A 24507-nucleotide genomic window follows, 5' to 3' on the forward strand; every position below is an offset into this window, starting at 1 on the left:
GTGGCCCTCGGACGAAACCGGCTGGATCTCGCCCTGTCCGACGAAAGTCTCGCAACCCGGTACCCGCAAGCAAATTGCATCGACGTCGACCGGCGCATCACCTCGCATCCACCTTACGCTTCGCAGCAAACGGGGTAAAACACTGCGGCGGATGGCATGCCGCACTGGCTTGGGCAGGGTCGCTGCGATAGAGAATATTACCGAGAAACCCATTGTGGTCGACCTAACACATTGGCGATACCAAGATATGGCATTAACCGTCAAATCCCCAGAAACAGTCTATACTGGCGACTTTCACGCTGGCCGCGACGCGCGCACGCGTCATGCCGCTCGTAAAATCCTGGGGCTGATGCGAGAATGGACCGGTGCGGAAAGCCTGGTCGATATCGGCTGCGGTGTCGGCAGCTGGCTGGCCGCTGCGCAAGAAACCGGCTTCACTCATTGTCGCGGGGTCGAAGGCCCATGGGGGCGGGACGCGGCGCTGGCCATCGATCCAGCGATTGTCACTTTTCAGGACCTGCAGCAACCGATCCAGCTGGATCGCCGGTTCGACCTGGCACTCACGCTTGAGGTGGCCGAACACCTTCCGGAAACCCGCGCCAACAGCTTTGTAGCCGATCTGTGCGCGCTAGCCGATCTGGTGCTGTTCTCCGCTGCCATCCCGATGCAGGGCGGCAAGGGCCACGTGAACGAACAATGGCAAAGTTATTGGGCGGAACTGTTCGCCGAACACGGGTACCAGGCTTTCGATCCCATCAGACCGCTCCTGTGGAACGATCCTGACATTTCTTTCTGGTATCGGCAGAACACCCTCATCTATGCCAAAAGTGGCTCTGCAGCTTTCTCCCAGCTAATGGGGCAAGGTTTTAGCGAGCCGGTCTTCGTGGATTTGGTCCATCCGGAACAGTATGAGTTCGCCGAAAGCGCCCAGCCGCGCCGGGCTATCGGTCGCAAGGTAAAAGACCTGCTCCGCATTCCCTGAATTGGGCAATCCGCCATTGCGCAATTGTCACTCGGCAGCTTGTTTCTGCACTGCCTTGTGTATCAAGGACCAGCCGACTGCCAACCATACGGCATTAAGAATGACATGAGCAATGGCGATCCCTTCGATCCCGAAAGGCCCGACGAGTGCAGCCAACGCCAAGGCAAAAGCCAGAGTTCCTGCCAGAGTCGAGACGAGCGAGATGTCGGGCCTATCCAGTGCCAGCCCCAAGGGCAGTAAGGTCACTCCGAACATGTAGAGCATGGCTGTTGCCATCATCAGTGTGAGTGCCATGTGCGCTTCCACAAAAGGCAGGCCGTAAACCAGCCACAGGACCAGTCCGCCCGCCACTGCCGACCCCGCTACGAACAGAAATGAAGCCATCCCGGCGAACAGCGAAATGCGCCAGGCATAACTCTGCATGTCTGAAGGGCTTCCCTGTGCGCGCAAGCGGGCAATCGGGGCGCTGACGACCTGCTGAAGGGGGCGGCTCAGTTGGCCGATCACGCTCGCCAGGCTTTTCGCTGCCTTGAGAAGGCTCGCAGCGGCGGGGCCGACCAAACTTGCAGCGACGAGCAGATCGGCATCCTGGCTTAACATGCGGATGCCAGAAGTTATGTTGATTTGCCACATCGATGCCCAGAAACGCGGGCTCTCGGCGATCGCCTGACGCGCGCTTGCACTGACCAGGCTGCGCTGATTGTTCGATCGCACGATGAAGATCGACCAGCAGATGAAGGCGATATTGGCCAGCGCCTCAGTGACCAGCCAAATCCACAGGAACGTCGCCGGCCCCGCGTCGGCTACCCACGCCACGGTCGTAGCTGCGAGCAACAGGGCCGCCTGAATCGCAGGACGCAAACCAATTGTCCAAAAGCGGTCGTAACAGCGCAGGGCCGCCTCCCCAGAGCCAAACGTGCGCGTTAGGATCACCGTGGCATAGGCCGTTGCGAGTGGCAGCCAGTCGCCATCGATACCGAAGATCGGGCCAATCAGCGGAAGGCTCGCACAAGTTACGGCAAATGCCAGGAGCGCGGTGCCCACATCGATCACAAACCCCGCTTTCACCAGCCCGGCAAAGCGCGCTTCGTTTCCCTGTTCGTGCGCTTCGGCAAGGAAGCGCGTGAGAACACTGACCGACTGGAAATTGAGCAGCAAGTCCACAACTCTGACATAGGTTTGGATCACCAGGATCAAGCCTAACGCCTCCAGCGACAGCGCGCGTGCGACGATGGCAAAAGCCGCCAGCTGAAGCATCGCGGTCACGACATTGCTGCCGACCAACTTGGTCCATCCACTGAAGATCGTGCGGCTCATGGCGCGGGGTCATAGCTCTTTCATGCGGTCAGTCCCAAGACTAGCATGGCATGGTTAACAACCCCCGCCCGGCCCGGCGTGCGGGGATTAGGACTGTTTCAACCTTTGCACTTTATTCACCAAGTTCCGCGATGACGGACACGTGATGAAGCGGACGGGGGCAGGCGAGCTGGCGACAGCCCCGGCCCGCAAGTGTAAAGGTAACGCGACGATGAGTGCTTTTGGACGCAAGCCCGGAGTTGGTGGCATGGGCGCAGGTGCCCGGCCCGCTTTCGGCGTGGCCAAGCCCATGCGCGGCGGCGGTGCCTCCGTTCCCGGCGGCCAACCCAGCTCTGCGGTGCCTGGCGGCGCGCCGGCCGGCGGCGAGCAGTTCCCTCCAATCCCTGGCGATCCCGCCGGTGCCCTTGGCGAAGCGGGCGCCAGCGCTGCCTACAATCGCGGCGACGATGCCATGTCGCGCCTGTCGGACCGTGCCAACGCCATCAACGACGCGCCCACAGAGGCAACTGGGTTCGAAGCTTCGGTCCACAAGATCAAGGAACAGGTGCTGCCGCGCCTGCTCGAACGCGTCGATCCCGAAGCAGCCGCCACTCTATCCAAGGAAGAACTGTCGGAAGAATTCCGCCCGATCATCCTCGAAGTGCTGGCCGAGCTCAAGATCACCCTAAACCGCCGCGAGCAGTTCGCGCTGGAAAAGGTGCTGATCGACGAATTGCTGGGCTTCGGGCCGCTGGAAGAGCTGCTCGGCGATCCGGACGTGTCCGATATCATGGTCAACGGCCCGGACCAGACCTACATTGAAAAGAAGGGCAAGCTCCAGCTTTCCACCATCAAGTTCCGCGACGAATCGCACCTGTTCCAGATTGCCCAGCGCATTGTGAACCAGGTCGGCCGCCGCGTTGACCAAACCACGCCGCTGGCCGACGCCCGCCTCAAGGACGGTAGCCGCGTCAACGTCATCGTGCCGCCGCTGTCCCTGCGCGGCACGGCGATCTCCATTCGTAAGTTTTCCGAAAAGCCGATCACCATCGATATGCTGAAGGGCTTTGGCTCGATGAGCGAAAAGATGGCGACCGCGCTCAAGATCGCCGGTGCCTGCCGGATGAACGTGGTCATCTCGGGCGGTACGGGTTCGGGTAAAACGACCATGCTCAACGCCCTGTCGAAGATGATCGATCCGGGCGAGCGCGTGCTGACGATCGAAGACGCGGCCGAACTTCGCCTGCAGCAGCCGCACTGGCTGCCGCTGGAAACGCGCCCGCCGAACCTTGAAGGCCAGGGCGCGATCACCATCGGCGACCTCGTCAAGAACGCCCTGCGTATGCGTCCTGACCGCATCATCCTGGGCGAAATTCGTGGCGCGGAGTGTTTCGACCTTCTTGCCGCGATGAACACCGGTCACGATGGTTCGATGTGTACGCTCCACGCCAACAGCCCGCGTGAATGCCTTGGCCGTATGGAAAACATGATCCTGATGGGCGACATCAAGATCCCCAAGGAAGCCATCAGCCGCCAGATCGCTGAATCCGTGGACCTCATCGTGCAGGTCAAGCGCCTGCGCGACGGTTCGCGCCGCACCACCAACATCACCGAGGTGATCGGGATGGAAGGCGATGTGATCGTGACGCAGGAACTGTTCAAGTTCGAGTATCTCGACGAGAGCGAGGACGGCAAAATCCTCGGCGAATTCCGCTCAACCGGCCTGCGCCCCTACACCCTCGAAAAGGCGCGCCAGTTCGGATACGATCAGGCCTATCTGGAGGCGTGCCTCTGACCAGCGGACCCTTTCGGGTCCGCCGGCCTTTGAATACTCCCTATCCCCCCAGCCAGCCTTTCACCGCTACCAGCAGCAGCCCGAAGCCGATCGTGGCAAAGGCGAGGAACAGCGGCGTCCACGGCATGCAGCCGACGCGGTCGATCTGCTTGCGTCGCGCGCGTCGCCAGTCGGCCAGCAAGGCCACCACCGCGAGCATCAGGAAGGCGCCGCCCCACAGGCCCACAATCGTCGCCTCGCTGGCAAAGGTGATGAAGGCTGGCCAGTGCATCGTGACCGCGCATATGTGCGGGACCGGGGCCGCTTGCAATGCTTGAACAAAAGTGCCCGCGCTCTATGGCGAAGGAATGAGCGCCAGCGAACACGATCGACCGATGCTGGCTCTACTTGTCCGGCTGGGCGGGATCCTTGGCCTGTCGATCATGGCGGCATTGATCAAACTGGCGTCGGAACGCGGCATCCACCTTGCCGAGATCATTTTCTGGCGGCAGTTCACCACCCTGCCGATCATCCTCGCCTTTGCCGCCCTGACCACCGGTGGCGTGCGGCAACTGGCGACCAAGCGCCCGGGTGCCCATGCGATGCGCGGGATTTATGGCGCCATCGGCATGGTGTTCAATTTCGGCGCGGTGATCCTACTGCCGCTGGCCGAGGCAACGACAATCAATTTCTCCGCGCCGATCTGGGCGGTGATCCTGTCGATCGTGCTGTTGAAGGAGAAGGTCGGCTGGTGGCGCTGTTCGGCGGTGCTGGCAGGCTTTGCCGGCATCCTGGTCATCACCCAGCCCGGCGGATCGCATATCCCCTTGCAAGGCGCATTGGTGGCGATGGGCGGGGCCTTCATGATCGCGCTGATCTCGATCCAGATCCGCGACCTGTCGAGCACGGAAAAGCCCATGGCTATCGTGTTCTGGTTCGCCGTGCTCAGTTCGCTTTGTGCCCTGCCCTTCATGCCGTTTGTCACCAAGGCCCATACCGGCGAGGAATGGCTGATCCTGCTGGGCATCGGGCTGGCGGGCACCTGGGGCCAGCTGATGATCACCGCCGCCTTGCGATATGGCAAGGTGTCGAGCGTTATCGTGATGGATTACTCCGCCATTGTCTGGGCCACCCTGCTCGGCTTCCTGCTGTTCGCGGTGCTGCCGCCCGCCAGCACCTTTGTCGGCGCACCGCTGATCATTGCGGCCGGCATCATCATTGCCTGGCGGGAACGCGTCGTATCGAAGCGTCGCTTTGCCGACTTGCGCGATTCCACCAGCATCTGACGCGGAACCGCCCCCGCAACGGAACGTTTGGCGACCACATCCATGAAAGGAATGTCCCATGCGTAAGTTCATCATCGCTGTCACCGCCAGCGTTTTCGCCTTTGCCGGTACTGCTGCCTGCAACACCGTTTCGGGTGCCGGTGAGGATCTCCAGTCGATTTCGGATGACGTTCAAGAAGAAATCTGACCGCGCCATCGGCGAACGGAATGTTGCGGCGGACAGGGCGATGGCCCTGCCCGCCGTTGACGTTCCGGTGGCGTTAAGATGAACGGGCACAGGGTTGCCGCAACGCTTTTCAAACGAGGAACAGACACAATGGCTCGCAAGATTGTGCTGGCACTTACAGCCAGCCTGTTCGCCCTGACCGCAACCTCCTGCAACACCGTACGCGGCGCCGGGCAGGACCTCCAGTCTATCGCCGACGATGTTCAAGAGGCGATCTAGGCCTTCCGGTATACCAGCATGATATTGTTGGAGGGCATGGCCACGCGCCTTGTCCGCCGCAGTCCGTTGGCCGCTGCAAGATCATCCATCCAGCCGACTGTCCGCAGGCCCCATGCCGCATTGCGCGCCTTCAGGCTGGCATCGAAGGCGAGGTTCGATGGAGCGGTCGTCACGCCCACTTCCAGCCACGGACCGTAAAACACCAGGGGCGCACCCGCGGGCAGGATCAGGCCGGCGGCGCGCACCAGTCCCTCGCTCGCGGCAAGCGGGCTGATATGCACCATGTTGATGCAGAGGATTGCATCGGCCTTGTCCGGCCAGTCCCCCTGGGCGGCATCCAGCGCGAGCGCCGGGGCGATGTTGTCGAGGCCGGATTCGGCACCCCACGCTGCGATTGATGCGCGGGCGTCGGCCGAAGGATCGCTCGGCTGCCACCTAAGGTGGGGGAATACTTGCGCGAAATGCACCACATGCTCGCCCGTGCCGCTGGCCACTTCCAGCACGGTGCCGGTGGCGGGAAGCTCTTCGGCCAGCACGGCGGCAATCGGCTCGCGATTGCGGGCAGCGGCGGGGGCCTCCTGTTTCACCGCTTGAACCCCGGCTTGAGTCCCTTGCGCGGGTTTGCGCGGCGCGCGGCAGGCTCGCGGATGAACAACCACACCAGCAGGCCCAGCGGCCCGGCAACCAGGGTGAGCAACAGGACAGGAGCCTGCCACAGGCGCGAGAAGCCCTTGTCGTCGGCATCGCGAGCAATCCACATGCCGACGAACAGGTCGAACGCCAGGTAATGGATCCAGCCCACCGTGACCCCGGCATCGGACCCGAAAATGGCGCGCACGCCTTCGATCGACGTGAAGTTTGCCCCCGATCCGCCGTCGAGCACGCCGACCAGCAGGAGAATGAGCAGCACGCCATAAGCCAGGCAGAGAATTCCCGCCCCGCCATAGAACACAACCGTGCGGGCCAGCGCACCGCGCGGGCCGAGCACCAGCAAGGCCCAGCTGGCCAGGGCCAAGGCGTTGGCAGCCCCGAAGATGAAATCCCAGCTCATTGCCTATCCTTGTCCTGCCGCGCCCAGATCCCCGCCAGGATCGATCCGATCACCAAGTGATAGACCGAGGAGATCGCGCTGGGAACAGGTGCCAGGGCGGCCTGCAGCGGATTGGCAAACTGCGCGGCGAAAGCCGGAGTGGATGCAAGGCTCGCGCCAAGACCGCTGTTCTGCATCCCCACTTCGATCGAGATCGTCCGCCCGTCGGCCGCGGCAAATCCCATCAGGCGCGGCAGGAACAGGCCGAGCGCAAAACCGGTGGCATGAAGCATGAACACGGCCACCAGCAGCTTGCCGAAATGGGCCTCGATCAAGTCGCGCGAATTGCCCACGATGCCGCCCACGATCAGCACGATGGCCAGCACCGATACCAGCGGCGAGAACACCGCGATGCGCCGCGTGAGGTTCGGGAACAGGGTGTTGAGCGCCGCGCCTGCCACCACCGGAATCAGCACAATGGCGACCATCTGGCGCAGCAGGCTCCACCGGTCGATCTGGATGAACACCCCGCCCAGCCAGTCTGTCAGCAGCGGCGTGAGCAGGATGGCAGCGAGCGTGGAACAGAGCGTCATCGTCACCGACAGCGCCACATTGGCGCGGGCGAGATAGGCCACCACGTTGGATGCCGTGCCGCCGGGGCAGCAGGCAACCAGCACCAGCCCCACGGCCAGCCCCTGCTCCAGCCCGAACAGCATGGCAAAGGCGAGCCCCGCCAGCGGCATCACGGTAAATTGCAGCCCCACGCCCAGCGCCACCCGGCGCGGCATGGCGAGAACGCGGCGGAAATCATCGAGCCCCAGCGTCAGCCCCATGCCCAGCATGATCACGCCCAGCAGCACGCTGACCAGTCCCTGCCCGCCGATGCTGGTCTGCGTAACCCAGGTGAAATGGGCTGGCTGGATCCACGCCCAGCCCACGCCCAGCACGGTCCAGATGGCGAACAGTCCTGTCGCCTTGTCGATCCACCTTGCCAGCATGACGCCTCCCCCCGGGCGAGTGCCTAGCCGCTGTTCCAGCGGGCGGAAAGCCGCATGATCTGGTCATGCTCCTGCACGAACCGTCCCGGCGCCTTCTCGCGCACCGCCTGCAAGGCGGCGGCAGCAACGTCGGCGGCGCGGATCGAGCGGTACTTGCGCCGCTCGCCTTGAAGCATGAGGTCTGCCAGCGGTGCGCCAAGGGCCGCGATGCGTTCCAGCACCCGCATGTCGCCGGTCCGCTCGCCGCGCAGCAGGCCGGGGCGCAGCAGGTCGATGCGGGAGAAGCCGCAGCGCCCCAGCCCCGCCTCCATCTCGCCCTTGGTGCGCATGTACAGCGCCTTGGCAGAAGGGTCAGCGCCAACTGAGGACACGGCAACGAAGCCGCGGGCCCCGGCATTTTTCGCCATGCGCGCCACGTCCAGCACCTGGTCGCGGTCCACCGAGGCGAAGGCCGCTGCGTCCCCGCCCTGTTTGCGGATCGTCGTGCCCAAAGCGCAAATCACGTGATCGGGCGCGATGGCGGCAATCTCCTGCGCCCAGCCCTCCACCGGGGCGAGATGCACTTCCATTAATGAGCCCGGCGGCAAGGCCACCTCGCGCCGCGACAGTCCGACCAGCCGCACCTCGCTGCGTCCTACGGCCTGCTCCAGCACGCAGCGCCCGACCAGCCCCGAAGCGCCGAGCAGCAATACCCGCAGCGGATCAGACATTCGACAGACCCTCGGGCACGTCGCCGAAAATCCGCCTGTGGCAGTCGATGGCATAGCGATCAGTCATGCCGGCGATGAAGTCGGCAATGTGGCGGGCACGCAAGGCTGCGTCGGCCGGCAGTGTCTCGCGCCAGCCCGGATTCATCAGGGAGGGGTCCTGGTCGAAGGCGGCATAGAGTCGGGCAATCACCTTGTGCGCCACCCGCGCTGTCTCGACCTGTTCGGGGTGGTAGTAGAGCCGCTCGTAAAGGAAGGCCTTCAGACGCCGCTCGCGCGATGCCCATTCGGGCGAAAACGCGGCGACAGCACGGCCCGCCTGGCGCACGTCCTGCACCGAGCCCATGCCCGAAAGGTTGGCCTTCGTGGTCTCGATCAGGTCGTTCACCATGGCCCCGATCTGGTCGCGCACAAGTTCGCGCAGTTGCAGGGGCTGTGGGGCGTCAGGGTGGCGAGCGCGGACGGCATCCCATTGTTCGCTGAGGAAATCGAGCGTCAGCAAATCGTCGAGCTGGAGGAAGCCTGCCCGCAGGCCATCGTCGATGTCGTGGTTGTCATAGGCAATGTCGTCGGCCAGCGCGGCCACTTGCGCTTCGGCCGAGGCATGGAGGTGCAGGTCCATCGGGAAGGCCGCATCCAGTTCCTGCAAGGCCCAGCCGGGTGCGGCCACGGGGCCATTGTGCTTGGCGAGGCCTTCCAGCACTTCCCATGACAGGTTGAGCCCCTCGATATCGCAATAGGGCCGCTCCAGCCGCATCAGCACGCGCAGGCAATGTTCGTTGTGGTCCCACCCGCCGTGCTTCTCCAGCGCGCCTGCCAATGCGTCCTCACCCGAATGGCCGAACGGCGGATGGCCGATATCGTGGGCCAGGCACAGGGCTTCGGCCAGGTCCTCGTCCAGCCCGAGCGACCGCGCCACCACGCGACCAATCTGAGCCACTTCCAGGCTGTGGGTTAGGCGGACGCGGTAGTGATCGCCATCGGGCGCGACGAACACCTGCGCTTTGCCCGCCAGCCTGCGGAAGGCGATCGAATGGATGATCCGGTCGCGGTCCCGCTGGAAGGCGCTGCGAGGGCCGCGCGTGCCGCCGCCATGCTGCGGAAACTCGCGCCCGCGGCTGGCGGCAGGATCGGCGGCATAGGGGCTGGATGACATGGCAGCGGGCTAGAGGTCGCCCGCCCGCGTGACAACGGGAACAGTTGGGGAACCCGTCAGTCGCTGCCCAGCAACCATTCCGCCGCGCGGGTCAGGTGGATGCGGGTGCTGGAATAGATCGGTAGCACGTTGGCATCCACCATCACCACCATTTCCAGTTCGGTTGCGCCCAGCACGACCGCTTCGGCGCCCTGCTGGCCCATCTCGGTGATGATGGTTTTCAATACCCGCTCGGCAGGACGGGTAGCACGGCCGGCAACCAGTTCGTCATAGACGATCCCGTCGACCTTCTCGATGTCCTCCATGTCGGGCGGCAACAGGTCGATCCCGCGCGCCACAAGCCGTCGACGATAGAAGCTGCCGGTGGCGACATTGCGCGTGGCGACGAGGGCCGCGCGCTTCACCCCGTCGGCCGCCATGGCATCGCCAACGCATTCGGCGATGTGCAGCATGGGCACTCCGACCGCCGCCTCGACTTCGTCGTAGACGCGGTGCATCGAATTGGCGGCGATAAGGATCAGCCCCGCGCCCGCCGCCTCCAGCCGCCTGGCCGATGCGACCATGGTTTCGGCCGCGCGCGCCCAGTCCTCGTCGCTCTCCAGACGTGCCAGCCCGGCGAAATCGTGGTTCTCGATCAGCATGGGCGCGCTGGCAGGAGCGCCTTTCGCCCGCTGGTAAATCGTGTTGATCTGTTCGTAATAGCTGCGGGTGGCGATCCAGCTCATCCCCCCGATCAGTCCCAGCTTGCGCAAAATGTGATCCTTCTTCGGCTTTGCCCCCGAAAAGAAACGATCCCCTGTCTAACTGGTAGAGAACGTCATCAGGCGTCCAATGCCTTGTTGATTTCCTCGACCATCTTCTTGGCGTCTGCCAGCAGCATCATCGTCTGGTCCATGTAGAACACGTCGTTGTCCACACCGGCATAGCCCACGCCGCCCATCGACCGCTTGATGAAGAACACCTGCTTGGCCTTGTCCACGTCGAACACCGGCATGCCATAGATCGGCGAAGCCTTGTCGGTCTTGGCGGCGGGGTTCACCACGTCATTCGCGCCGATGATGAAGGCCACGTCGCACTGGGCGAATTCGCTGTTGATGTCCTCCAGCTCGAACACTTCGTCATAGGGCACATTGGCTTCGGCCAGCAGCACGTTCATGTGCCCCGGCATGCGGCCCGCCACCGGGTGGATGGCATATTTCACGCTCACGCCCTGATGCTTGAGCAGGTCGCCCATTTCGCGCAGCGCGTGCTGGGCCTGGGCCACGGCCATGCCGTATCCCGGGATGATGATCACGCTTTCGGCCTGCTTCAGCATGAAGGCGGCATCGTCTGCACTGCCCTGCTTCCACGGCCGCTGCTCGTGCGCCTCGCCGCCCGCTTCGGCCACCGCGCCGAACCCGCCAGCGATCACCGAAATGAAGCTGCGGTTCATCGCCTTGCACATGATGTAGCTGAGGATCGCGCCCGAGCTGCCGACCAGCGCGCCAGTGATGATCATCGCCGTATTGCCCAGCGTGAAGCCCATCGCGGCGGCGGCCCAGCCGGAGTAGGAGTTGAGCATCGAGACCACCACCGGCATGTCCGCCCCGCCGATGGGGATGATCAGCAGGAAGCCAATCACAAAGGCCGCCAGCGTGATCGCGCCGATCACCCACAGGCTCTGGTCCTGCGTGAAATAGGCCGTCAGCGCGATGATCGCGAGCAGGGTGCCAAGGTTGATCACGTGCCGCCCTGGCAGCATGATCGGCGCGCCGCTCATCTTGCCCGCCAGCTTAAGGAAGGCGATAACCGAGCCGCTGAAGGTAATCGCGCCGATAGCAATGCCGAGGCCGAGCTCGACGCGGCTGACCGGGTTGATCAGTCCATCCGCGCCAGTAATCCCGAAGCCTTCGGGATTGAGGTAAGCCGCCCAGCCCACAAGCACGGCAGCAAGGCCGACAAGGCTGTGGAACGCCGCCACAAGCTGCGGCATGTCGGTCATCTTGATGCGGCGAGCGATGACAAAGCCGATCGCGCCGCCGATGGCGATGGCCACGACGATCTCGGGCAGGCTCGCAAGATCATGCGTCACCAGCGTGGTCACCACTGCGATCAGCATGCCGATCATGCCATAGCGGTTGCCCGCGCGGCTGGTGGTGGGATGCGACAGGCCGCGCAAGGCGAGGATGAAGAGAACGCCTGCGACGAGATAGGCCAGGCCCACCCACGGGTTCACCGGCGCATGGCCGCCAGCAGCAGCGGCGGCGGCGGAGAGGAAGGACAGCATCACTTCTTGTCCTTCTTCTTGTACATCGCCAGCATCCGCTCGGTCACGGCAAAGCCGCCGAAGATGTTGACGCTGGCCAGCACCACCGCGATCAGCCCCAGCCACTTGGCCACGGCACTACCCGCCTCGGCAGAGGCAATCAGCGCGCCGACAATAATCACCGAGGAGATCGCGTTCGTCACCGCCATAAGCGGCGTGTGCAATGCAGGCGTAACCGACCAGACGACGTAATAGCCCACAAAGCAGGCGAGTACGAAGATGGAGAGGATTGAAATGAAGTCCATTATATTGCCTCCCCGGAACGGGGAGGGGGACCGTCCACAGGACGGTGGAGGGGGCTCACCGCCCGCGCCACGATGGCTTCTGCCGTTCCCACCGCGTCGGCAAGCGCCCGAGCAGCGGACACCCTCAAAACCCTGAACCCGTTCTCATTGATGTAGCTGTCGCTGGCCTGATCGCGAGCAGGACTGTCGCCCATATCATGCCCAGCCCCGTCAATCTCGACGACAAGCCGCGCAGAAAGACCGCAAAAATCGACCACATATGGCCCAATTGGATGCTGGCGACGAAACTTGCAGCCTTCAGGGCGCAAGCGCAACTGCTGCCACAGCAACCGTTCCGGCACTGACATCTCGCGCCGCAATTTTCGCGCTCCTGCAACGATAGGGCGCGGCAAGGGAGGCATGCCCCCTCCACCACGCTGCGCGCGGTCCCCCTCCCCGCTCCGGGGAGGCATCTGAGCCCCGAAGCTCACTTCAACCTCTCGCTCACCACGGCCCCGCCCTGCGTCAGGCGCACGGCGTTGCCGATTTCCTCGTCGAGCACCGGCTTTCCCTGTTCCTTGTCCCAAAAGGCGCTGAGGAAGTTGAACAGGTTGCGGCTGAACAGCGCGCTGGCATCGGCGGGCAGGTGCGCGGGCGTGTTGGAATAACCCATGATGTGCACGCCGTGGCGGGTCACCACCTGGTCGGGCACAGAGCCTTCCACATTGCCGCCCTGCGCCACGGCGAGGTCGAATATCACGCTGCCGGGGCGCATGGTGGCAATCTGCGCGTCGGTGATGAGTCGGGGTGCCGCGCGGCCGGGGATCAGCGCGGTGGTGATGACGAGGTCCTGCTTGGCGATGTGGCTGCTCACCAGTTCCGCCTGGGCCTTCTGGTATTCCTCGCTCATTTCGGTGGCATAGCCGCCCGCGCCCTCACCCTCGATGCCCGCCACGCTCTCCACGAACACCGGCTTGGCGCCCAGTGACTGGATCTGTTCCTTGGTCGCGCTGCGCACGTCGGTGGCGGAAACCTGCGCGCCCAGCCGCCGTGCCGTGGCGATTGCCTGCAAGCCTGCCACGCCCACGCCCATGACGAAGACCTTGGCAGCAGAAACCGTGCCCGCCGCCGTCATCATCATCGGCAAGGCCCGGCCATATAGGTTGGCAGCGGCCAGCACCGCCTTGTAACCCGCCAGGTTCGACTGGCTCGACAGCACATCCATGCTTTGCGCGCGAGTGATGCGCGGCATGAATTCCATGCTCAATGCTTCAAGCCCCGCCGCCGCATAGGCATCGACCCGCGCCCGCTGGCCGAACGGATCAAAGGTGGCGGCCACCCACGCGCCGGGCTTGGCGCCTTTGAGCAGCGCGACATCCGGCGCCTGCACGCCCAGCACGATATCCGCGCCCGCCACGGCCTTGTCGGCGGGCAGGATCTCGGCCCCGGCAGCGGCATAGTCTTCATCGGAGACCGAGGCGGCTACCCCCGCCCCCTGCTCGACTGCGAAGCTGGCCCCCAGCGCGATGAACTTCTTCACCGTCTCGGGCGAGGCGGCCACGCGCGTTTCACCGGCGGCCCGCTCTTTCAGAACCGCAATGCGGATGGCCCCCACAGCCGCGCTCAGCTGATGATGATCAGGATGAGGAGTACCAGCACCGAGATCAGCGGGACCGACCATTTGAGCGTGGAAATGAACGAGCCGTAGGTCCGTTCGTTGGCTTTGGTGTCGTGCGTATTGGCCATTGGTGCCTCTTGTCCTTGTCAGAATCCGTGAAATGCGTCGCCATCGTCTATCGCCCAAGACGCGGGCACTCAAGGGGCAGAGCGAGGCAGTCCTTAATCGCCTCTTTACCTGGCCCTGCTAGGCCGCTCGCTTGCACCGGAATCCCGGCTGCCCGGACGAGTGGAGAATCATGGCCGAAGTTGAACAGCGCCTGCTGATGCTGATCGACGACGAGCCGGCGCAAAGCCGGCTGATCACCGCGCTTGCCGCGCGTGAAGGCTGGCGCGTGCTGGTGGTGGACGAGGCGGAAAAGGCCATCGCCACCCTGGGCACGCGGCAGGGGATGCAGTTGTCCGCCATCATCCTCGACCAATGGGTGCCCGGCGACCAGGCTTGCGAGCTGATTGCCGAACTCAAGGAACGCCGCCCCGCCCTGCCGATCCTGATGCTCACCGCCAGCACATCGCCGCTGCTCGCGGTCGAGGCCATGCGGGCAGGCGCCACCGACTACCTCGTCAAGCCGGTCGCGCCCGAGCGGCTGATGCAGGCGCTGCGCAACACTACCAACCACCTCGCCCCGCGCGACGAGCTGACCCCGCTGACCGAAAAGATGCCCGCCCTGCTCGATTTCGACGCAATGGTCGGCACCGCCCCCAGCTTCCGCGATGCGCTGGCCAAGGCGGCCAAGGCGGCGCGCGGCCACGGCAATGTGCTGATCGAGGGCGAGACCGGCACCGGCAAGGAAATGCTGGTGCGCGCCATGCACGCCGCCAGCCCCCGCGTTCGCGCGCCCTATCGCGCCATCAACGTGGGCGGCGTGCCTGCATCCAGCCTCGAATCGGTGCTGTTCGGGCACGAGAAGGGCTCCTTCCCCGGCGCTTTCGACCGCCAGGTGGGCGCGTTGCAGAGCTGCGACGGCGGCACCCTGGTGCTCGACGAGGTGGACCGCCTCGCGCCCGACCTGCAGGACCGGCTGGCAGAATCGCTGACCAACGGCACTGTCCGTCCGATCGGCGCGCGCCACAGCTTCAAGGTCGATGTGCGGATCATCTCGGCCAGCAACCTGCCGCTGGCGGACCTGGTGGCGACGGGTCACTTCCGCGCCGAACTGCTCGAGCACCTTTCCCGCACCGTGGTCACCCTGCCGCCGCTGCGCGAACGGTCGGGCGATATCGCGGGGCTGACCCGACACTTCCTCGCGCGCATCGGTGACCAGCCGGGCCTGCGCCAGATGGGCATTACCGAAGGCGCGCTGAAACTGCTCGCCGCCTTCGACTGGCCGGGCAATGTCCGCCAGCTGCAGGCCGTATTGTTCCGCGCCGCCGTGTTCTGCGATGGCGACGCGCTGACCGCGGCCGACTTCCCGCAGCTGAACCAGCTGATCGGCGAACTGGCCGAAGCCAGCCAACCGGTCCTCGAAAGCACCGGCGTGCAGGTCTATACCGTGGACGGCAACCTGCGCCCGCTGGAAGAGATCGAGGCCGACGTGATCCGCCTCGCCATCGGCCACTATCGCGGCCGCATGACCGAAGTGGCGCGCCGCCTCGGCATCGGGCGCTCCACGCTCTACCGCAAGCTGGGCGACCTCGGGATCGAAAGCGCGGCCTGATTCGGGCCGGATAAAGGTGACAGTGTCACTTTCGGTTTTCGCCTTAACATACTGATTTAACAGATTATATTGCCAAAATCCAGGGTGACACTTCGCCCGGGATCCGGGGAAAACACCGATCCGGCCTGACGGGACAATCGACAAGGTCAAAGAGCCTTGCCGTTCTGGCACAAGGCCGCCCCTGTAGGACAGCGCCCTCACTCGACAGGCTGGCCTGCTCGCGATAGCCTTTGCGGCATGACACAACACACCGAATTTGCCGGCAAGACCGCCCTTGTCACCGGAGCCGCCTCGGGCATCGGCGCTGCCTGCGCGCACTGGCTGGCGGCGCAGGGCGTGTCGCGCCTGCTGCTGGTGGACCGGGATGCCCCTGCCCTCGCCGCGCTCGCTTTGCCGGGCGAAGTCCTGCGCTTTGATGGCGACGTGGCCGACGAGGATTTGTGGGCGCAAATCGAAGCCTGCTCTCCGTCGCTCGACTATGCCGTCATCAACGCCGGGATCGCCGGCGGCGCGCCGATTGCCCAGATGACCCTGGCCGAATGGCGCAAGACCCTGTCGGTCAACCTTGATGGCGCCTTCCTCGCCCTGCGCTATGCCGCGCGGGCGCTGGGGGATGGCGGCGCCGTTGTGCTCACCGCTTCGGTGAGCGGGATCAAGGCCGAACCCGGCACGGCCGCCTATGGCGCTTCCAAAGCCGGGCTGATGCAACTGGGCCGCGTCGCCGCCAAGGAGTTCGCCCCCCGCCGCATCCGCGTAAACATGATCGCACCGGGAGGGGTCGATACGCCGATCTGGGACCAGACCCCGTTCTTCCAGGACATGATTGCCCAGCACGGCGGCGACCGGGCCGCAGCGATGCAGGCGCTGTCCTCGGTCGCGACGCCGCTTGGGCGCTTTGCTTCGGCGGACGAGATTGCCGGACAGGTCGGCTTCCTGCTGAGCGATGCGGCGGCGAATATGACCGGCACGGTGTTGGTCAGCGATGGGGGCTATTTGCTTTAGTTCAGCAGCAGGACCCCGGATCAAGTCCGGGGTGACGTATTTAGATAACTTTGCCTATCATCGTCACCCCGGACTTGATCCGGGGTCCCGCTCTACTTGAGGCAAACACAATGGACCGCGAAACCAACGGCGGCTGGGTCTACATCATGGCCGACCGTTATCGCGGCGCGACATATGTCGGGATCACCACTGACCTGCCAACCCGCATCACGCAGCACCGCGAAGGAAAAGGCTCGGGCTTTTGCGAGCGGTATGGCCTCAAGCGCCTGGTCTGGGCCGAACACACCGCCCCGATCGACCTGTGCATCGCGCACGAGAAGCGGGTGAAGCGCTGGCGGCGGGAATGGAAGTTTGCCCTGATCGAGAAGGGCAATCCGGACTGGATCGATTTGTTCGATCAGCTGGTGTGAGGCGCAACGAGCGGGACCCCGGATCAAGTCCGGGGTGACGAGGAAGGAAGACTCCCTTTCGAAAAACCTCACCCCGGACTTGATCCGGGGTCCCGCTGTTCCGCAACGAGGATTGCGCAGAGAATAACGTCGGTAGGCACATCACGAGCGAACGTGTTTACAGTCGTCGGCCCCACCTCCGGCACGGAAATTTGGAACCAATGTTCGCCATGCTGGTCGCTGATTTCCAGTCGAATACCGTCGAACTCGATGTCAGATGCCCAAAGGTATTTGTACTCGCCCAGTGTGGTTGTTAGCTTGCCCATACGCCACGCTAAGGCCGCTTCTCTAATAATTGCAAACGGGGACGTTTGCCGACGGTCCACTCCCGCCGCCGTCGCCCTACCCAACCAGCCCCGCAAAGTCCGTCAGCGCCGCGTCCCTCAACCCGCGCCACACGTTCCGCGCCTGCACCGTCTCGAACACGTCGTGCACCCGCAGCAGGTGATACCCCGCATCCATGCCGCGCAAAGCCAGCGCCAGCGATCCACCCAGGCGCTGATCGGCCGCCGCCTCGTTACTCAAAGCGCCAATCATGCGTTTGCGGCTGGCACCCAGCAGCAGCGGCTGGCCGAGGGCATGAAACAGCGGCAGGGCATTCATCAGGGCGAGATTGTCGGCCACCGATTTGCCGAAGCCGATGCCGGGATCGAGGACGATGAGTTCGCGCGCCACACCTGCCGCAATCGCCGCGTCGCGCCGTTCGCGCAGCCAGTCGAACACGTCGAACACCACGGCGGCATAGGCGGCGTTGGCGTGGAGGTCTGCGGTTGCCCCGGTGCTCGGCCCCGGGGCGTGCATCAGGATCACCAGCTTGCCGCTGGAAGCGGCGAAATCAAGGCTGCGCGGATCGTGGCGCAGGGCAGAGACATCGTTGATGATCTCGGCGCCCGCATCGAGCGCGGCCTGCATCACCGCCGGTCGCCGGGTGTCCACGCTGACCGCCGCGCCCATCTGCGCACAAGTGTGGATGGCGGGGACCACGCGCTTGATCTCGTCCCCCTCCCACACCTCGGCCGCGCCGGGGCGGGTGCTTTCGCCGCCGATGTCGATGATCGCCGCGCCTGCTTCATGCATGGCGGCGGCCTGGGCCTGCATGGCGGCGGGATCGTCCATGAATTGGCCGCCGTCGGAGAAGCTGTCGGGCGTGACATTGAGCACGCCCATGACCTGCGGGGTATCGAGCCGGATCGTGCGCGCGCCGCACTGCAGCGGCTGGTGGACCGTACCGATGGCCGCCCACTGTTCCTCGCCCTGGGTGGCAAGCTCGCCGCCAATCGCGCTCAGCACGCCCGCCATCTCGCGCGGGCCGCAAATGATGCGTTCGGTCACCGTGCCGCCATCGCGCACCACCACGGCAAAGCGGTGCGCCCAGACCATCGATCCGCCCAGCCGCACGGCATCCCCCTCCACCGCCTGCGGGCCGGTGACGAGGGCGATGGGCTGGAGGTAGATCTGCTGGGTCATCGTGTCATCCTTCGTCATGCTGAACTCGTTTCAGCATCCATCAAGCCGACTACGCGGAGTGCCGGTCAGATGCTCCGTGCCTGCCGCGAAATAGACCCTCGAACAAGTTCAGGGTGACGGGAATTGGTGGGGAACGCGGGGGTGTTAGTCCTCAATGCTGAGCAGGTAGAGCTGCCGTGCGGCGTCGATCGGTTTCAACTCGCCGCCCTCGGCCTCGAAATGCCAGAAGGACCAGCCGTTGCAGCTTGGCGCGCCTTGCAGTTCCTTGCCGACGGAGTGGATGGAGCCGGTCAGCGCCTCGCATGACAGCGAGCCATCGGTGCGCACGGTGGCAGTCCAGCGGCGCTTCTTGTCGGTGAGTTTGGTGCCGGGCGGCAGCAGTCCCGCCTCGACCACCGCTCCGAAGGCCACACGCGGCGCATCGCGCTTGCTGGCCATCGATTTCAGCGCGCTTTCATCGAGCGGCAATTCCTTGGCGATGCGGCGGGTGGCGACTTCGCGGTAGGCCGGTTCACGCTCGCAGCCGATCCAGTCACGCCCCAGCCGCTTGGCGACGGCGCCGGTGGTGCCGGTGCCGAAGAACGGATCGAGCACCACGTCGCCCGCCTCGCTGGTGGCCAGCATCACGCGATAGAGCAGCGCCTCGGGCTTTTGCGTCGGGTGCGCCTTGTGGCCGGCATCGTCCTTCAGCCGCTCGCCGCCGGAGCAGATCGGCAGCACCCAGTCGGACCGCATCTGCAATTCGTCGTTGAGCGATTTCATCTGGCGATAGTTGAACTGGTACTTCGCCTTCTCGCCCATGCTCGCCCAGATCAGTGTTTCGTGGGCATTGGTGAAGCGGGTTCCGCGGAAGTTGGGCATGGGATTGGTCTTGCGCCAAACGATGTCGTTCAGGATCCAGAACCCCATGTCCTGCATCATCGCGCCCACGCGGAAGATGTTGTGATAGGAGCCGATCACCCACAGCGCGCCATCGGGTTTCAGCACGCGTCGGGCTTCGGTCAGCCATTCCCGCGTGAAGCGGTCATAGACGGCGAAGCTGTCGAACTGGTCCCAGTGGTCGGTCACGGCATCGACATGGCTGCCATCGGGGCGGTTCAGGTCGCCGCCCAGTTGCAGGTTATAGGGCGGATCGGCGAAGATCAGATCGACGCAGTTGTCCGGCAGGCCGCGCATGGCTTCCACGCAGTCGCCATCGAGGATCTGCCCCAGCGGCAGGTCCGCCTTGTCCACCACGCGCGGCGCAGTTTTCACCCTGGCGGCAGGTGCCGCGCGCAGCTTCCTCACATTTCCCATCGACACTATGCCCCCTGAGTTATCCACAGGGTGAGTCCTTCGAGTCCCGGGGTCAAGCGGCAATTGTTCAGGCGAGCCTGGCAGGCGGCAAAGCTTGAGGGAGAACGAAAAGAGTCCGGCACAAGATGTTGAGTCCCCTGGCTCTTGGAGGACTCGATATGCTGCGGTGTGGCCTTGCGGACTCTATTTTGCGGCTAATGCGAAATCAGGCGTGGAGCTGCATTTCCAGTTGCGCCACCGGCGCAAAGCTGCGGCGGTGGAGCGGCGTGGGGCCATGCATCCGCAGCGCCGCGAGATGCTCCTTCGAGCCATAGCCCTTGTTGCGTTCCCACCCGTAGTGCGGATGCTGGCGCGCCGCCTCGATCATCAGCCGGTCGCGGTACTCCTTGGCCAGGATGCTCGCCGCGCCGATGGCCAGTTCCTTGCCATCCCCGCCCACGATTGCGCGCGCGGGCCAGCGCCAGCCGGGCACCCGGCCGTGCGGGGTGAGGTTGCCGTCGATCAGGGCTTCGTCCGGGCAGCCGCCGATGGCTTCGCACAGGGCCTCCATCGCCAGGGTCATGGCCAGCATGGTGGCGCCGAAGATGTTGAGCCGGTCGATCTCCTCGACATGGACCACACCGATGCCGAACGCGCAGCGGCGGCGGATGCGCGCTTCGGCTTCGGCCCGGGCGGCGGGAGAAAGCACCTTGGAATCACCCAGGCCCTTTGGTCCCGGCTTGCATAGAATGACGGCAGCCGCCACAACTGGCCCGGCCAAAGGCCCGCGCCCAGCCTCGTCCACCCCGGCAACAAGGGGGTGCGGGGCCAGCCGGGCTGTAAAATCGGTTGAGGGAGTTCCCGAGAGCATGTCGCACAAAGTCCTGAGTTCCGCCTTATTCCCGATCGCCCTGATGACCGCAAGCTGCGGCGCGGCCCAGGTGGGGGATAGCGCCTCTACCCCGACCCCGCGCAGCGCCACGGCGGTCGAACTCGACGCCGCAGTCCCCTTCACGGCCGAAGCGCACCTCGACCTGGCCGAAGGCTGGGCCGTGGCGGTGGAGCCCGGCACCGGCAACCTGCTGATTACCGAGAAGGCGGGCACGGCCAAGTACTACAACCCAGCCACCGGCGAAGTGCTGGAGGTGAGCGGACTGCCGACCGTGGCCTATGGCGGCCAGGGCGGGCTGGGCGATGTCGCCTTCGCGCCCGATTACGCCAGCACCGGCATGGTCTATCTGAGCTGGGCTCAGGCGGCCGAGGACAACGCCCGCCGCGCCGTTGCTGCCCGCGGCAGGCTGGAATGCTCCACCTCGGCCTGCGCCATTACCGGCCTCAATGAAATCTGGCGGCAGGAACCGGCGGTCAACAGCCCCGGCCACTTCAGCCACAAGTTCGCCTTCTCGCCCGACGGGCAGCACCTGTTCATCGCCAGCGGTGACCGGATGCAGGCCGATCCGGCGCAGGACAATTCCAACACGCTGGGCACGATCGTGCGACTCAACCTTGATGGTTCGCCTGCGGCAGGAAATCCCTTTGCCGACCAGCCCAGCCCGACCAACCAGATCTGGTCCTATGGCCACCGCAACATCTATGGCCTGGAGTTCGATGCAGGCGGCCAGTTGTGGGACGTGGAGCACGGCCCGCGCGGGGGTGACGAGCTGAACATGGTGGAACCTGGCAACAACTATGGCTGGCCCGACCGGTCATTCGGCGTCAACTACAATGGCGATCCGATCCCCGATCATTCGGCAGATGACGGCTTTGTAAAGCCTGCCATCTTCTGGACCCCGGTGATCGCGCCGGGCGGAATGATCTTTTATCGCGGCAACATGTTCGCCGACTGGCGCGGGCAACTGCTCATCGCCAACCTCGGCACCCAGACGCTTGTGCGGCTGTCCACCGATGCCGCCACCGGCACCGCGACCGAGGAAGCGCGCTATGCCTTCCCACGCCGCCTGCGCGATATCGAGCAGGCCGCCGACGGTTCACTTTGGGTGGTCGAGGATGGCGGCAACGGCCGCCTGCTGCGGCTGACCCCGCGGTAATCTGTTCGGCGGTATCGCCTGAAACAATTGCATGGCGGCGCGCCCCTCTCTATCGGCGCGCCTCCATGACCCGCCTTGCCCCTGCCCTGATTCCGCTCGACGCGGTGGACCCTGCGATGGTCGAGCAATTGCTCGACCGCGCTTTCGGCACCGGGCGCCGGGCGCGCACTGCCTACAAGGTGCGCGGCGATGCCGAGGCCCTGCCCGCGCTGAGCTTTGCCATGGTGGATGAAGACGAACTTCTGGTCGCCACGATCCAGGCTTGGCCTGTGGCATTGACCGACAAGGCTGGCCGCGCGCACCCGCTGATCATGGTTGGACCGGTAGCTGTCCTGCCCGAACGGCAGGGTGAAGGTTTCGGCAGCGCGCTGATGCTGGCCCAGGCACAGGCGCTCGGGCCGCAGGCCCCGCTGCCGCAGGTGCTGATCGGCGATGCGCCCTATTACGGCCGCTTCGGTTTCTCGGACGAACACACCGGCGGATGGACCCTGCCCGGCCCGTGGGAGCCGACCCGCCTGCTGGTCCGCTGCACCAACCCGGCAATCCTTCCGCAGGAAGGTTCGCTGGGCCCTTGGAAGAACGGCTAGTTCCTGCCAAGTGACTGGCCATGCACGGCCGCCAGCCTCCTTCTGACCAGACAAGCGAACTGTTCGACCGCCTGGCCGATCACTTCGAACGCGGCCACTCCCGCGCGGTCGAGGTGCAGGCGGGCTTTGCCACCACCGTGCCCGAAACGCTGAAACCGGCGGCAGTCCTCATTGCCATTACCGAACGGGCGGAACCCGGCGTACTGCTCACCCACCGCCGCGCGGACCTGCGGCAGCATGCGGGCCAGGTCGCCTTTCCCGGCGGCAAGCTCGATCCCGGCGAACACGCCGTGGGGGCGGCCCTGCGCGAAGCCTATGAGGAGCTGGCGATCGACCCGGCACAGGTGCGGGTGATCGGCACCAGCGATACCTTCATCACCGGCACCGGCTATGACATTACCCCGGTCCTCGCCATGGTCCCGCCGGACCTACCGCTGGTGTGCAACCCGGATGAAGTGTCCGCCTGGTTCGAAGCGCCGCTGTCCTTCGTGCTCGACACTGCCAACCACGCAGACCGCGAAACCATGTTCGAAGGGCGGATGCGGCCCTATATCGAGATCATGTGGCAGGAACACCGGATATGGGGCGTGACGGCAGCGATCATCGCCAACCTCGCCCGGCGGCTCGACTGGCTGGAGCGGAGGCAATGACCGTGCTGCCGCCTGCCGACTGGACCGGCCGCGAAGACCTTGCCGCGCTGGTGACTGCGCTGGGCGAAGGCACTGTCCGCTGGGTCGGCGGTGCGGTGCGCGATACCATGCTCGGCCTGCCGGTGGCCGATATCGATGCCGCCACCACCCTGCGGCCCGAGGAGGTCGTCGAACGCTGTAAGGCCGCCGGCATCCGCACTGTGCCAACCGGCATCGCCCACGGCACCGTCACCGCGCTGCTGGCGCAGGGCACGGTCGAAATCACCACGCTGCGCCACGATGTCAGCACCGATGGCCGCCGCGCCACCGTGGCCTTCGCCAGCGACTGGCGCGAGGATGCCGCGCGGCGCGATTTCACCATCAACGCGCTTTATGCCGATCCTGTCACCCTGGAAGTCACCGACTTCTTCGGCGGCATCGAGGACCTTGCCCTGCGCCGCGTCCGCTTCATCGGCGATGCCCGCCAGCGCATCGCCGAGGACCACCTGCGCATCCTGCGCTACTTCCGCTTCCAGGCCCGCTTCGGCGACGTGGTGGACGAGGAGGCCGAAGTCGCCTGCCGCGACATGGCCGCCACCCTGAAGGGCCTGTCGCGCGAACGGGTAGCGAGCGAGCTGCTCGCCATTCTCGCCCTGCCTGATCCGTCCCCCACCGTGTTGCGGATGAGCGAGTTGGGCGTGCTGCAAGTGGTCCTGCCCGAAGCCGATCCCACCCTCCTGGCAGCGCTGGTCGCGGCGGAACAACGGTTCGGCATCCCGTCCCTGGCCCTGCGCCGCATGGCCGCCCTGCTGCCGCCCGATCCGCTGGTGGCCGACAAGGTTGCAGCGCGGCTCAAGCTGTCCACCGCCCAGCGCAAGCGGCTGACCACGGCGGCAGGGCGCAGCGCGACCCTCCCCGGCACGGATAGGGGGACCAGCGAAGCTGGCGGAGGGAGCTCGCCGCCCAAACGGCCTTCGTTCGATAGCCCCCTCCACCATCCTGCGGACGGTCCCCCTCCCCGTTCCGGGGAGGATTTGGTGGCACGTGCCCTCGCCTATCGCCACGGCCCCGAAAGCGCGATCGATGTGCTGCTGCTGACCGGCCGCGATCCGTCGCCGGTCATCGGCTGGACCGTGCCGCAACTACCATTGAAGGGCGGCGAGATCGTGCAGCGCGGCGTTGGCGCTGGGCCGGACGTGGCGCGCATCCTGCGAGCCGTCGAACGCCGCTGGATTGCCGAGGGCTTCCCCGATCGGGCAAGGGTTGAGCAGATGCTGGCGGAGGAACTGACGGCAAAATAGCCGTTGTTCCTTCCGAGACCCTCGCCACCCTCGCCAACACCGTCATCCTGAACTTGTTTCAGGATCCATTGCGCCGATTGCACGGATGGATCGGATCATTCACCGCCTGGCCCCGCTGCGTTTCCCCGAAGGACTCCCCGCAAACCGAAGGATGGATCCTGAAACAAGTTCAGGATGACGAGGTCTGTGAGTAGTTGCCCTGCACTCATCA

At 65.0% G+C, this 24507-nt stretch carries 29 protein-coding genes; 12 read left to right on the forward strand and 17 right to left on the reverse strand.

Translation table 11 applies throughout. From position 1 onward, the window contains the following. The first annotated feature begins 247 nt into the window (after positions 1-247). Positions 248-982, forward strand: coding sequence for a methyltransferase domain-containing protein (locus M3P36_RS00520; protein ID WP_249698089.1), 735 nt, complete (start codon positions 248-250; stop codon positions 980-982). A gap of 27 nt (positions 983-1009) precedes the next feature. Here M3P36_RS00520 and M3P36_RS00525 read toward each other — a convergent pair whose 3' ends face one another. Next, the gene (locus M3P36_RS00525; RefSeq protein WP_249698092.1) at positions 1010-2299 is read right to left on the reverse strand and encodes a lipopolysaccharide biosynthesis protein; all 1290 of its coding nucleotides are present in this window, start codon (positions 2297-2299) and stop codon (positions 1010-1012) included. Between the two features lie 211 nt (positions 2300-2510). Between M3P36_RS00525 and M3P36_RS00530 the strand changes: the two genes are divergently transcribed. After that, a complete protein-coding gene (locus M3P36_RS00530; RefSeq protein WP_249698094.1) occupies positions 2511-4073 on the forward strand; it encodes an ATPase, T2SS/T4P/T4SS family in 1563 nt (520 codons plus the stop codon). A gap of 40 nt (positions 4074-4113) precedes the next feature. On the opposite strand, the gene M3P36_RS00535 is transcribed toward M3P36_RS00530, so the two are convergent. Beyond that, positions 4114-4344, reverse strand: a complete 231-nt coding sequence (locus M3P36_RS00535; RefSeq protein ID WP_249698097.1) for a hypothetical protein — start codon at positions 4342-4344, stop codon at positions 4114-4116. A 76-nt stretch (positions 4345-4420) separates the two neighbouring features. On the opposite strand from M3P36_RS00535, the gene M3P36_RS00540 reads away from it, so the two are divergent. From M3P36_RS00540 to M3P36_RS00545, 3 genes are all read left to right on the forward strand, one after another. Beyond that, on the forward strand, positions 4421-5338 hold the full coding sequence (locus tag M3P36_RS00540) for a DMT family transporter (protein WP_249698099.1): 918 nt from the start codon (positions 4421-4423) through the stop codon (positions 5336-5338). A gap of 58 nt (positions 5339-5396) precedes the next feature. After that, a complete protein-coding gene (locus tag M3P36_RS15095) occupies positions 5397-5525 on the forward strand; it encodes a hypothetical protein (protein ID WP_283773264.1) in 129 nt (42 codons plus the stop codon). Between the two features lie 129 nt (positions 5526-5654). Further along, complete coding sequence (locus tag M3P36_RS00545; RefSeq protein WP_249698101.1) at positions 5655-5783, forward strand: Entericidin EcnA/B family protein; 129 nt, start codon at positions 5655-5657, stop codon at positions 5781-5783. Here the strand turns inward: M3P36_RS00545 and M3P36_RS00550 are convergent. The 11 genes from M3P36_RS00550 to M3P36_RS15100 all read right to left on the reverse strand — a co-directional run bounded on the left by M3P36_RS00550 (position 5780) and on the right by M3P36_RS15100 (position 13949). After that, the gene (locus M3P36_RS00550) at positions 5780-6370 is read right to left on the reverse strand and encodes a DUF938 domain-containing protein (RefSeq protein ID WP_249698103.1); all 591 of its coding nucleotides are present in this window, start codon (positions 6368-6370) and stop codon (positions 5780-5782) included. The two genes, M3P36_RS00545 and M3P36_RS00550, sit on opposite strands and share 4 nt — an antisense overlap. After that, positions 6367-6834: an ABA4-like family protein gene (locus M3P36_RS00555; RefSeq protein ID WP_249698106.1), complete on the reverse strand. Its 468-nt coding sequence runs from the start codon at positions 6832-6834 to the stop codon at positions 6367-6369. Before M3P36_RS00555 ends, M3P36_RS00550 begins: the two co-directional genes overlap by 4 nt. Next, entirely contained in the window at positions 6831-7811 is a 981-nt protein-coding gene (locus tag M3P36_RS00560) for a bile acid:sodium symporter family protein (RefSeq protein ID WP_249698108.1), read from the reverse strand. Before M3P36_RS00560 ends, M3P36_RS00555 begins: the two co-directional genes overlap by 4 nt. Before the next feature lie 23 nt (positions 7812-7834). Then, on the reverse strand, positions 7835-8521 hold the full coding sequence (locus tag M3P36_RS00565; protein ID WP_249698110.1) for an NAD(P)H-binding protein: 687 nt from the start codon (positions 8519-8521) through the stop codon (positions 7835-7837). Next, positions 8514-9674, reverse strand: coding sequence for a deoxyguanosinetriphosphate triphosphohydrolase (locus M3P36_RS00570; RefSeq protein ID WP_249698112.1), 1161 nt, complete (start codon positions 9672-9674; stop codon positions 8514-8516). The genes M3P36_RS00565 and M3P36_RS00570 overlap by 8 nt, the downstream gene beginning before the upstream one ends. Positions 9675-9730: 56 nt before the next feature. Further along, entirely contained in the window at positions 9731-10426 is a 696-nt protein-coding gene (locus M3P36_RS00575) for an aspartate/glutamate racemase family protein (protein ID WP_249698114.1), read from the reverse strand. Positions 10427-10494: 68 nt separating this feature from the next. After that, entirely contained in the window at positions 10495-11940 is a 1446-nt protein-coding gene (locus M3P36_RS00580; protein WP_249698116.1) for an NAD(P)(+) transhydrogenase (Re/Si-specific) subunit beta, read from the reverse strand. After that, positions 11940-12224 (reverse strand): NAD(P) transhydrogenase subunit alpha part 2, encoded by a 285-nt coding sequence (locus M3P36_RS00585; protein WP_249698118.1) that lies wholly within the window; start codon positions 12222-12224, stop codon positions 11940-11942. Before M3P36_RS00585 ends, M3P36_RS00580 begins: the two co-directional genes overlap by 1 nt. Continuing rightward, positions 12224-12676: an endonuclease domain-containing protein gene (locus M3P36_RS00590; RefSeq protein ID WP_349630530.1), complete on the reverse strand. Its 453-nt coding sequence runs from the start codon at positions 12674-12676 to the stop codon at positions 12224-12226. Before M3P36_RS00590 ends, M3P36_RS00585 begins: the two co-directional genes overlap by 1 nt. A gap of 14 nt (positions 12677-12690) precedes the next feature. Next, positions 12691-13809, reverse strand: a complete 1119-nt coding sequence (locus M3P36_RS00595; protein ID WP_249699020.1) for an NAD(P) transhydrogenase subunit alpha — start codon at positions 13807-13809, stop codon at positions 12691-12693. 17 nt (positions 13810-13826) lie between these two features. Further along, a complete protein-coding gene (locus tag M3P36_RS15100; RefSeq protein ID WP_283773266.1) occupies positions 13827-13949 on the reverse strand; it encodes a hypothetical protein in 123 nt (40 codons plus the stop codon). A gap of 170 nt (positions 13950-14119) precedes the next feature. On the opposite strand from M3P36_RS15100, the gene M3P36_RS00600 reads away from it, so the two are divergent. The 3 genes from M3P36_RS00600 to M3P36_RS00610 all read left to right on the forward strand — a co-directional run bounded on the left by M3P36_RS00600 (position 14120) and on the right by M3P36_RS00610 (position 16950). Then, on the forward strand, positions 14120-15538 hold the full coding sequence (locus M3P36_RS00600; protein ID WP_249698120.1) for a sigma-54-dependent transcriptional regulator: 1419 nt from the start codon (positions 14120-14122) through the stop codon (positions 15536-15538). A gap of 237 nt (positions 15539-15775) precedes the next feature. After that, positions 15776-16540 carry an SDR family NAD(P)-dependent oxidoreductase gene (locus tag M3P36_RS00605; protein ID WP_249698123.1) on the forward strand — a complete coding sequence of 255 codons (765 nt, stop codon included), beginning with the start codon at positions 15776-15778 and terminating at the stop codon, positions 16538-16540. A gap of 110 nt (positions 16541-16650) precedes the next feature. Further along, on the forward strand, positions 16651-16950 hold the full coding sequence (locus tag M3P36_RS00610) for a GIY-YIG nuclease family protein (protein WP_249698125.1): 300 nt from the start codon (positions 16651-16653) through the stop codon (positions 16948-16950). Between the two features lie 68 nt (positions 16951-17018). On the opposite strand, the gene M3P36_RS00615 is transcribed toward M3P36_RS00610, so the two are convergent. The 4 genes from M3P36_RS00615 to rnhB all read right to left on the reverse strand — a co-directional run bounded on the left by M3P36_RS00615 (position 17019) and on the right by rnhB (position 20602). Further along, complete coding sequence (locus tag M3P36_RS00615) at positions 17019-17255, reverse strand: hypothetical protein (RefSeq protein WP_249698127.1); 237 nt, start codon at positions 17253-17255, stop codon at positions 17019-17021. Positions 17256-17331: 76 nt separating this feature from the next. Next, positions 17332-18456 carry a dihydropteroate synthase gene (gene folP / locus M3P36_RS00620; RefSeq protein ID WP_249698128.1) on the reverse strand — a complete coding sequence of 375 codons (1125 nt, stop codon included), beginning with the start codon at positions 18454-18456 and terminating at the stop codon, positions 17332-17334. 144 nt (positions 18457-18600) lie between these two features. Beyond that, positions 18601-19752 carry a site-specific DNA-methyltransferase gene (locus tag M3P36_RS00625; RefSeq protein ID WP_283773267.1) on the reverse strand — a complete coding sequence of 384 codons (1152 nt, stop codon included), beginning with the start codon at positions 19750-19752 and terminating at the stop codon, positions 18601-18603. A 205-nt stretch (positions 19753-19957) separates the two neighbouring features. Continuing rightward, entirely contained in the window at positions 19958-20602 is a 645-nt protein-coding gene (gene rnhB, locus M3P36_RS00630) for a ribonuclease HII (RefSeq protein WP_249698130.1), read from the reverse strand. On the opposite strand from rnhB, the gene M3P36_RS00635 reads away from it, so the two are divergent. From M3P36_RS00635 to M3P36_RS00650, 4 genes are all read left to right on the forward strand, one after another. Beyond that, entirely contained in the window at positions 20601-21779 is a 1179-nt protein-coding gene (locus tag M3P36_RS00635) for a PQQ-dependent sugar dehydrogenase (RefSeq protein WP_249698132.1), read from the forward strand. The genes rnhB and M3P36_RS00635 overlap by 2 nt on opposite strands. A 65-nt stretch (positions 21780-21844) precedes the next feature. Further along, entirely contained in the window at positions 21845-22366 is a 522-nt protein-coding gene (locus M3P36_RS00640) for a GNAT family N-acetyltransferase (protein ID WP_249698134.1), read from the forward strand. Positions 22367-22386: 20 nt separating this feature from the next. Continuing rightward, on the forward strand, positions 22387-23016 hold the full coding sequence (locus tag M3P36_RS00645) for a CoA pyrophosphatase (RefSeq protein WP_249698135.1): 630 nt from the start codon (positions 22387-22389) through the stop codon (positions 23014-23016). Continuing rightward, the gene (locus M3P36_RS00650) at positions 23013-24296 is read left to right on the forward strand and encodes a CCA tRNA nucleotidyltransferase (protein WP_249698137.1); all 1284 of its coding nucleotides are present in this window, start codon (positions 23013-23015) and stop codon (positions 24294-24296) included. The genes M3P36_RS00645 and M3P36_RS00650 overlap by 4 nt, the downstream gene beginning before the upstream one ends. Positions 24297-24507 lie beyond the last annotated feature (211 nt).

The organism is Altererythrobacter sp. KTW20L, from assembly GCF_023501975.1.
Lineage (GTDB): Bacteria > Pseudomonadota > Alphaproteobacteria > Sphingomonadales > Sphingomonadaceae > Alteraurantiacibacter.

Bases quoted from the DNA above. Each gene is read 5' to 3' on its own strand.
- M3P36_RS00520 (WP_249698089.1), top strand. From the start codon at position 248: ATGGCATTAACCGTCAAATCCCCAGAAACAGTCTATACTGGCGACTTT.
- M3P36_RS00525 (WP_249698092.1), bottom strand. From the start codon at position 2,299: ATGAGCCGCACGATCTTCAGTGGATGGACCAAGTTGGTCGGCAGCAAT.
- M3P36_RS00530 (WP_249698094.1), top strand. From the start codon at position 2,511: ATGAGTGCTTTTGGACGCAAGCCCGGAGTTGGTGGCATGGGCGCAGGT.
- M3P36_RS00535 (WP_249698097.1), bottom strand. From the start codon at position 4,344: ATGCACTGGCCAGCCTTCATCACCTTTGCCAGCGAGGCGACGATTGTG.
- M3P36_RS00540 (WP_249698099.1), top strand. From the start codon at position 4,421: ATGAGCGCCAGCGAACACGATCGACCGATGCTGGCTCTACTTGTCCGG.
- M3P36_RS15095 (WP_283773264.1), top strand. From the start codon at position 5,397: ATGCGTAAGTTCATCATCGCTGTCACCGCCAGCGTTTTCGCCTTTGCC.
- M3P36_RS00545 (WP_249698101.1), top strand. From the start codon at position 5,655: ATGGCTCGCAAGATTGTGCTGGCACTTACAGCCAGCCTGTTCGCCCTG.
- M3P36_RS00555 (WP_249698106.1), bottom strand. From the start codon at position 6,834: ATGAGCTGGGATTTCATCTTCGGGGCTGCCAACGCCTTGGCCCTGGCC.
- M3P36_RS00560 (WP_249698108.1), bottom strand. From the start codon at position 7,811: ATGCTGGCAAGGTGGATCGACAAGGCGACAGGACTGTTCGCCATCTGG.
- M3P36_RS00565 (WP_249698110.1), bottom strand. From the start codon at position 8,521: ATGTCTGATCCGCTGCGGGTATTGCTGCTCGGCGCTTCGGGGCTGGTC.
- M3P36_RS00570 (WP_249698112.1), bottom strand. From the start codon at position 9,674: ATGTCATCCAGCCCCTATGCCGCCGATCCTGCCGCCAGCCGCGGGCGC.
- M3P36_RS00580 (WP_249698116.1), bottom strand. From the start codon at position 11,940: ATGCTGTCCTTCCTCTCCGCCGCCGCCGCTGCTGCTGGCGGCCATGCG.
- M3P36_RS00585 (WP_249698118.1), bottom strand. From the start codon at position 12,224: ATGGACTTCATTTCAATCCTCTCCATCTTCGTACTCGCCTGCTTTGTG.
- M3P36_RS00590 (WP_349630530.1), bottom strand. From the start codon at position 12,676: ATGCCTCCCCGGAGCGGGGAGGGGGACCGCGCGCAGCGTGGTGGAGGG.
- M3P36_RS15100 (WP_283773266.1), bottom strand. From the start codon at position 13,949: ATGGCCAATACGCACGACACCAAAGCCAACGAACGGACCTACGGCTCG.
- M3P36_RS00600 (WP_249698120.1), top strand. From the start codon at position 14,120: ATGGCCGAAGTTGAACAGCGCCTGCTGATGCTGATCGACGACGAGCCG.
- M3P36_RS00605 (WP_249698123.1), top strand. From the start codon at position 15,776: ATGACACAACACACCGAATTTGCCGGCAAGACCGCCCTTGTCACCGGA.
- M3P36_RS00610 (WP_249698125.1), top strand. From the start codon at position 16,651: ATGGACCGCGAAACCAACGGCGGCTGGGTCTACATCATGGCCGACCGT.
- M3P36_RS00615 (WP_249698127.1), bottom strand. From the start codon at position 17,255: ATGGGCAAGCTAACAACCACACTGGGCGAGTACAAATACCTTTGGGCA.
- folP (WP_249698128.1), bottom strand. From the start codon at position 18,456: ATGACCCAGCAGATCTACCTCCAGCCCATCGCCCTCGTCACCGGCCCG.
- M3P36_RS00625 (WP_283773267.1), bottom strand. From the start codon at position 19,752: ATGGGAAATGTGAGGAAGCTGCGCGCGGCACCTGCCGCCAGGGTGAAA.
- M3P36_RS00635 (WP_249698132.1), top strand. From the start codon at position 20,601: ATGTCGCACAAAGTCCTGAGTTCCGCCTTATTCCCGATCGCCCTGATG.
- rnhB (WP_249698130.1), bottom strand. From the start codon at position 20,602: ATGCTCTCGGGAACTCCCTCAACCGATTTTACAGCCCGGCTGGCCCCG.
- M3P36_RS00640 (WP_249698134.1), top strand. From the start codon at position 21,845: ATGACCCGCCTTGCCCCTGCCCTGATTCCGCTCGACGCGGTGGACCCT.
- M3P36_RS00645 (WP_249698135.1), top strand. From the start codon at position 22,387: ATGCACGGCCGCCAGCCTCCTTCTGACCAGACAAGCGAACTGTTCGAC.
- M3P36_RS00650 (WP_249698137.1), top strand. From the start codon at position 23,013: ATGACCGTGCTGCCGCCTGCCGACTGGACCGGCCGCGAAGACCTTGCC.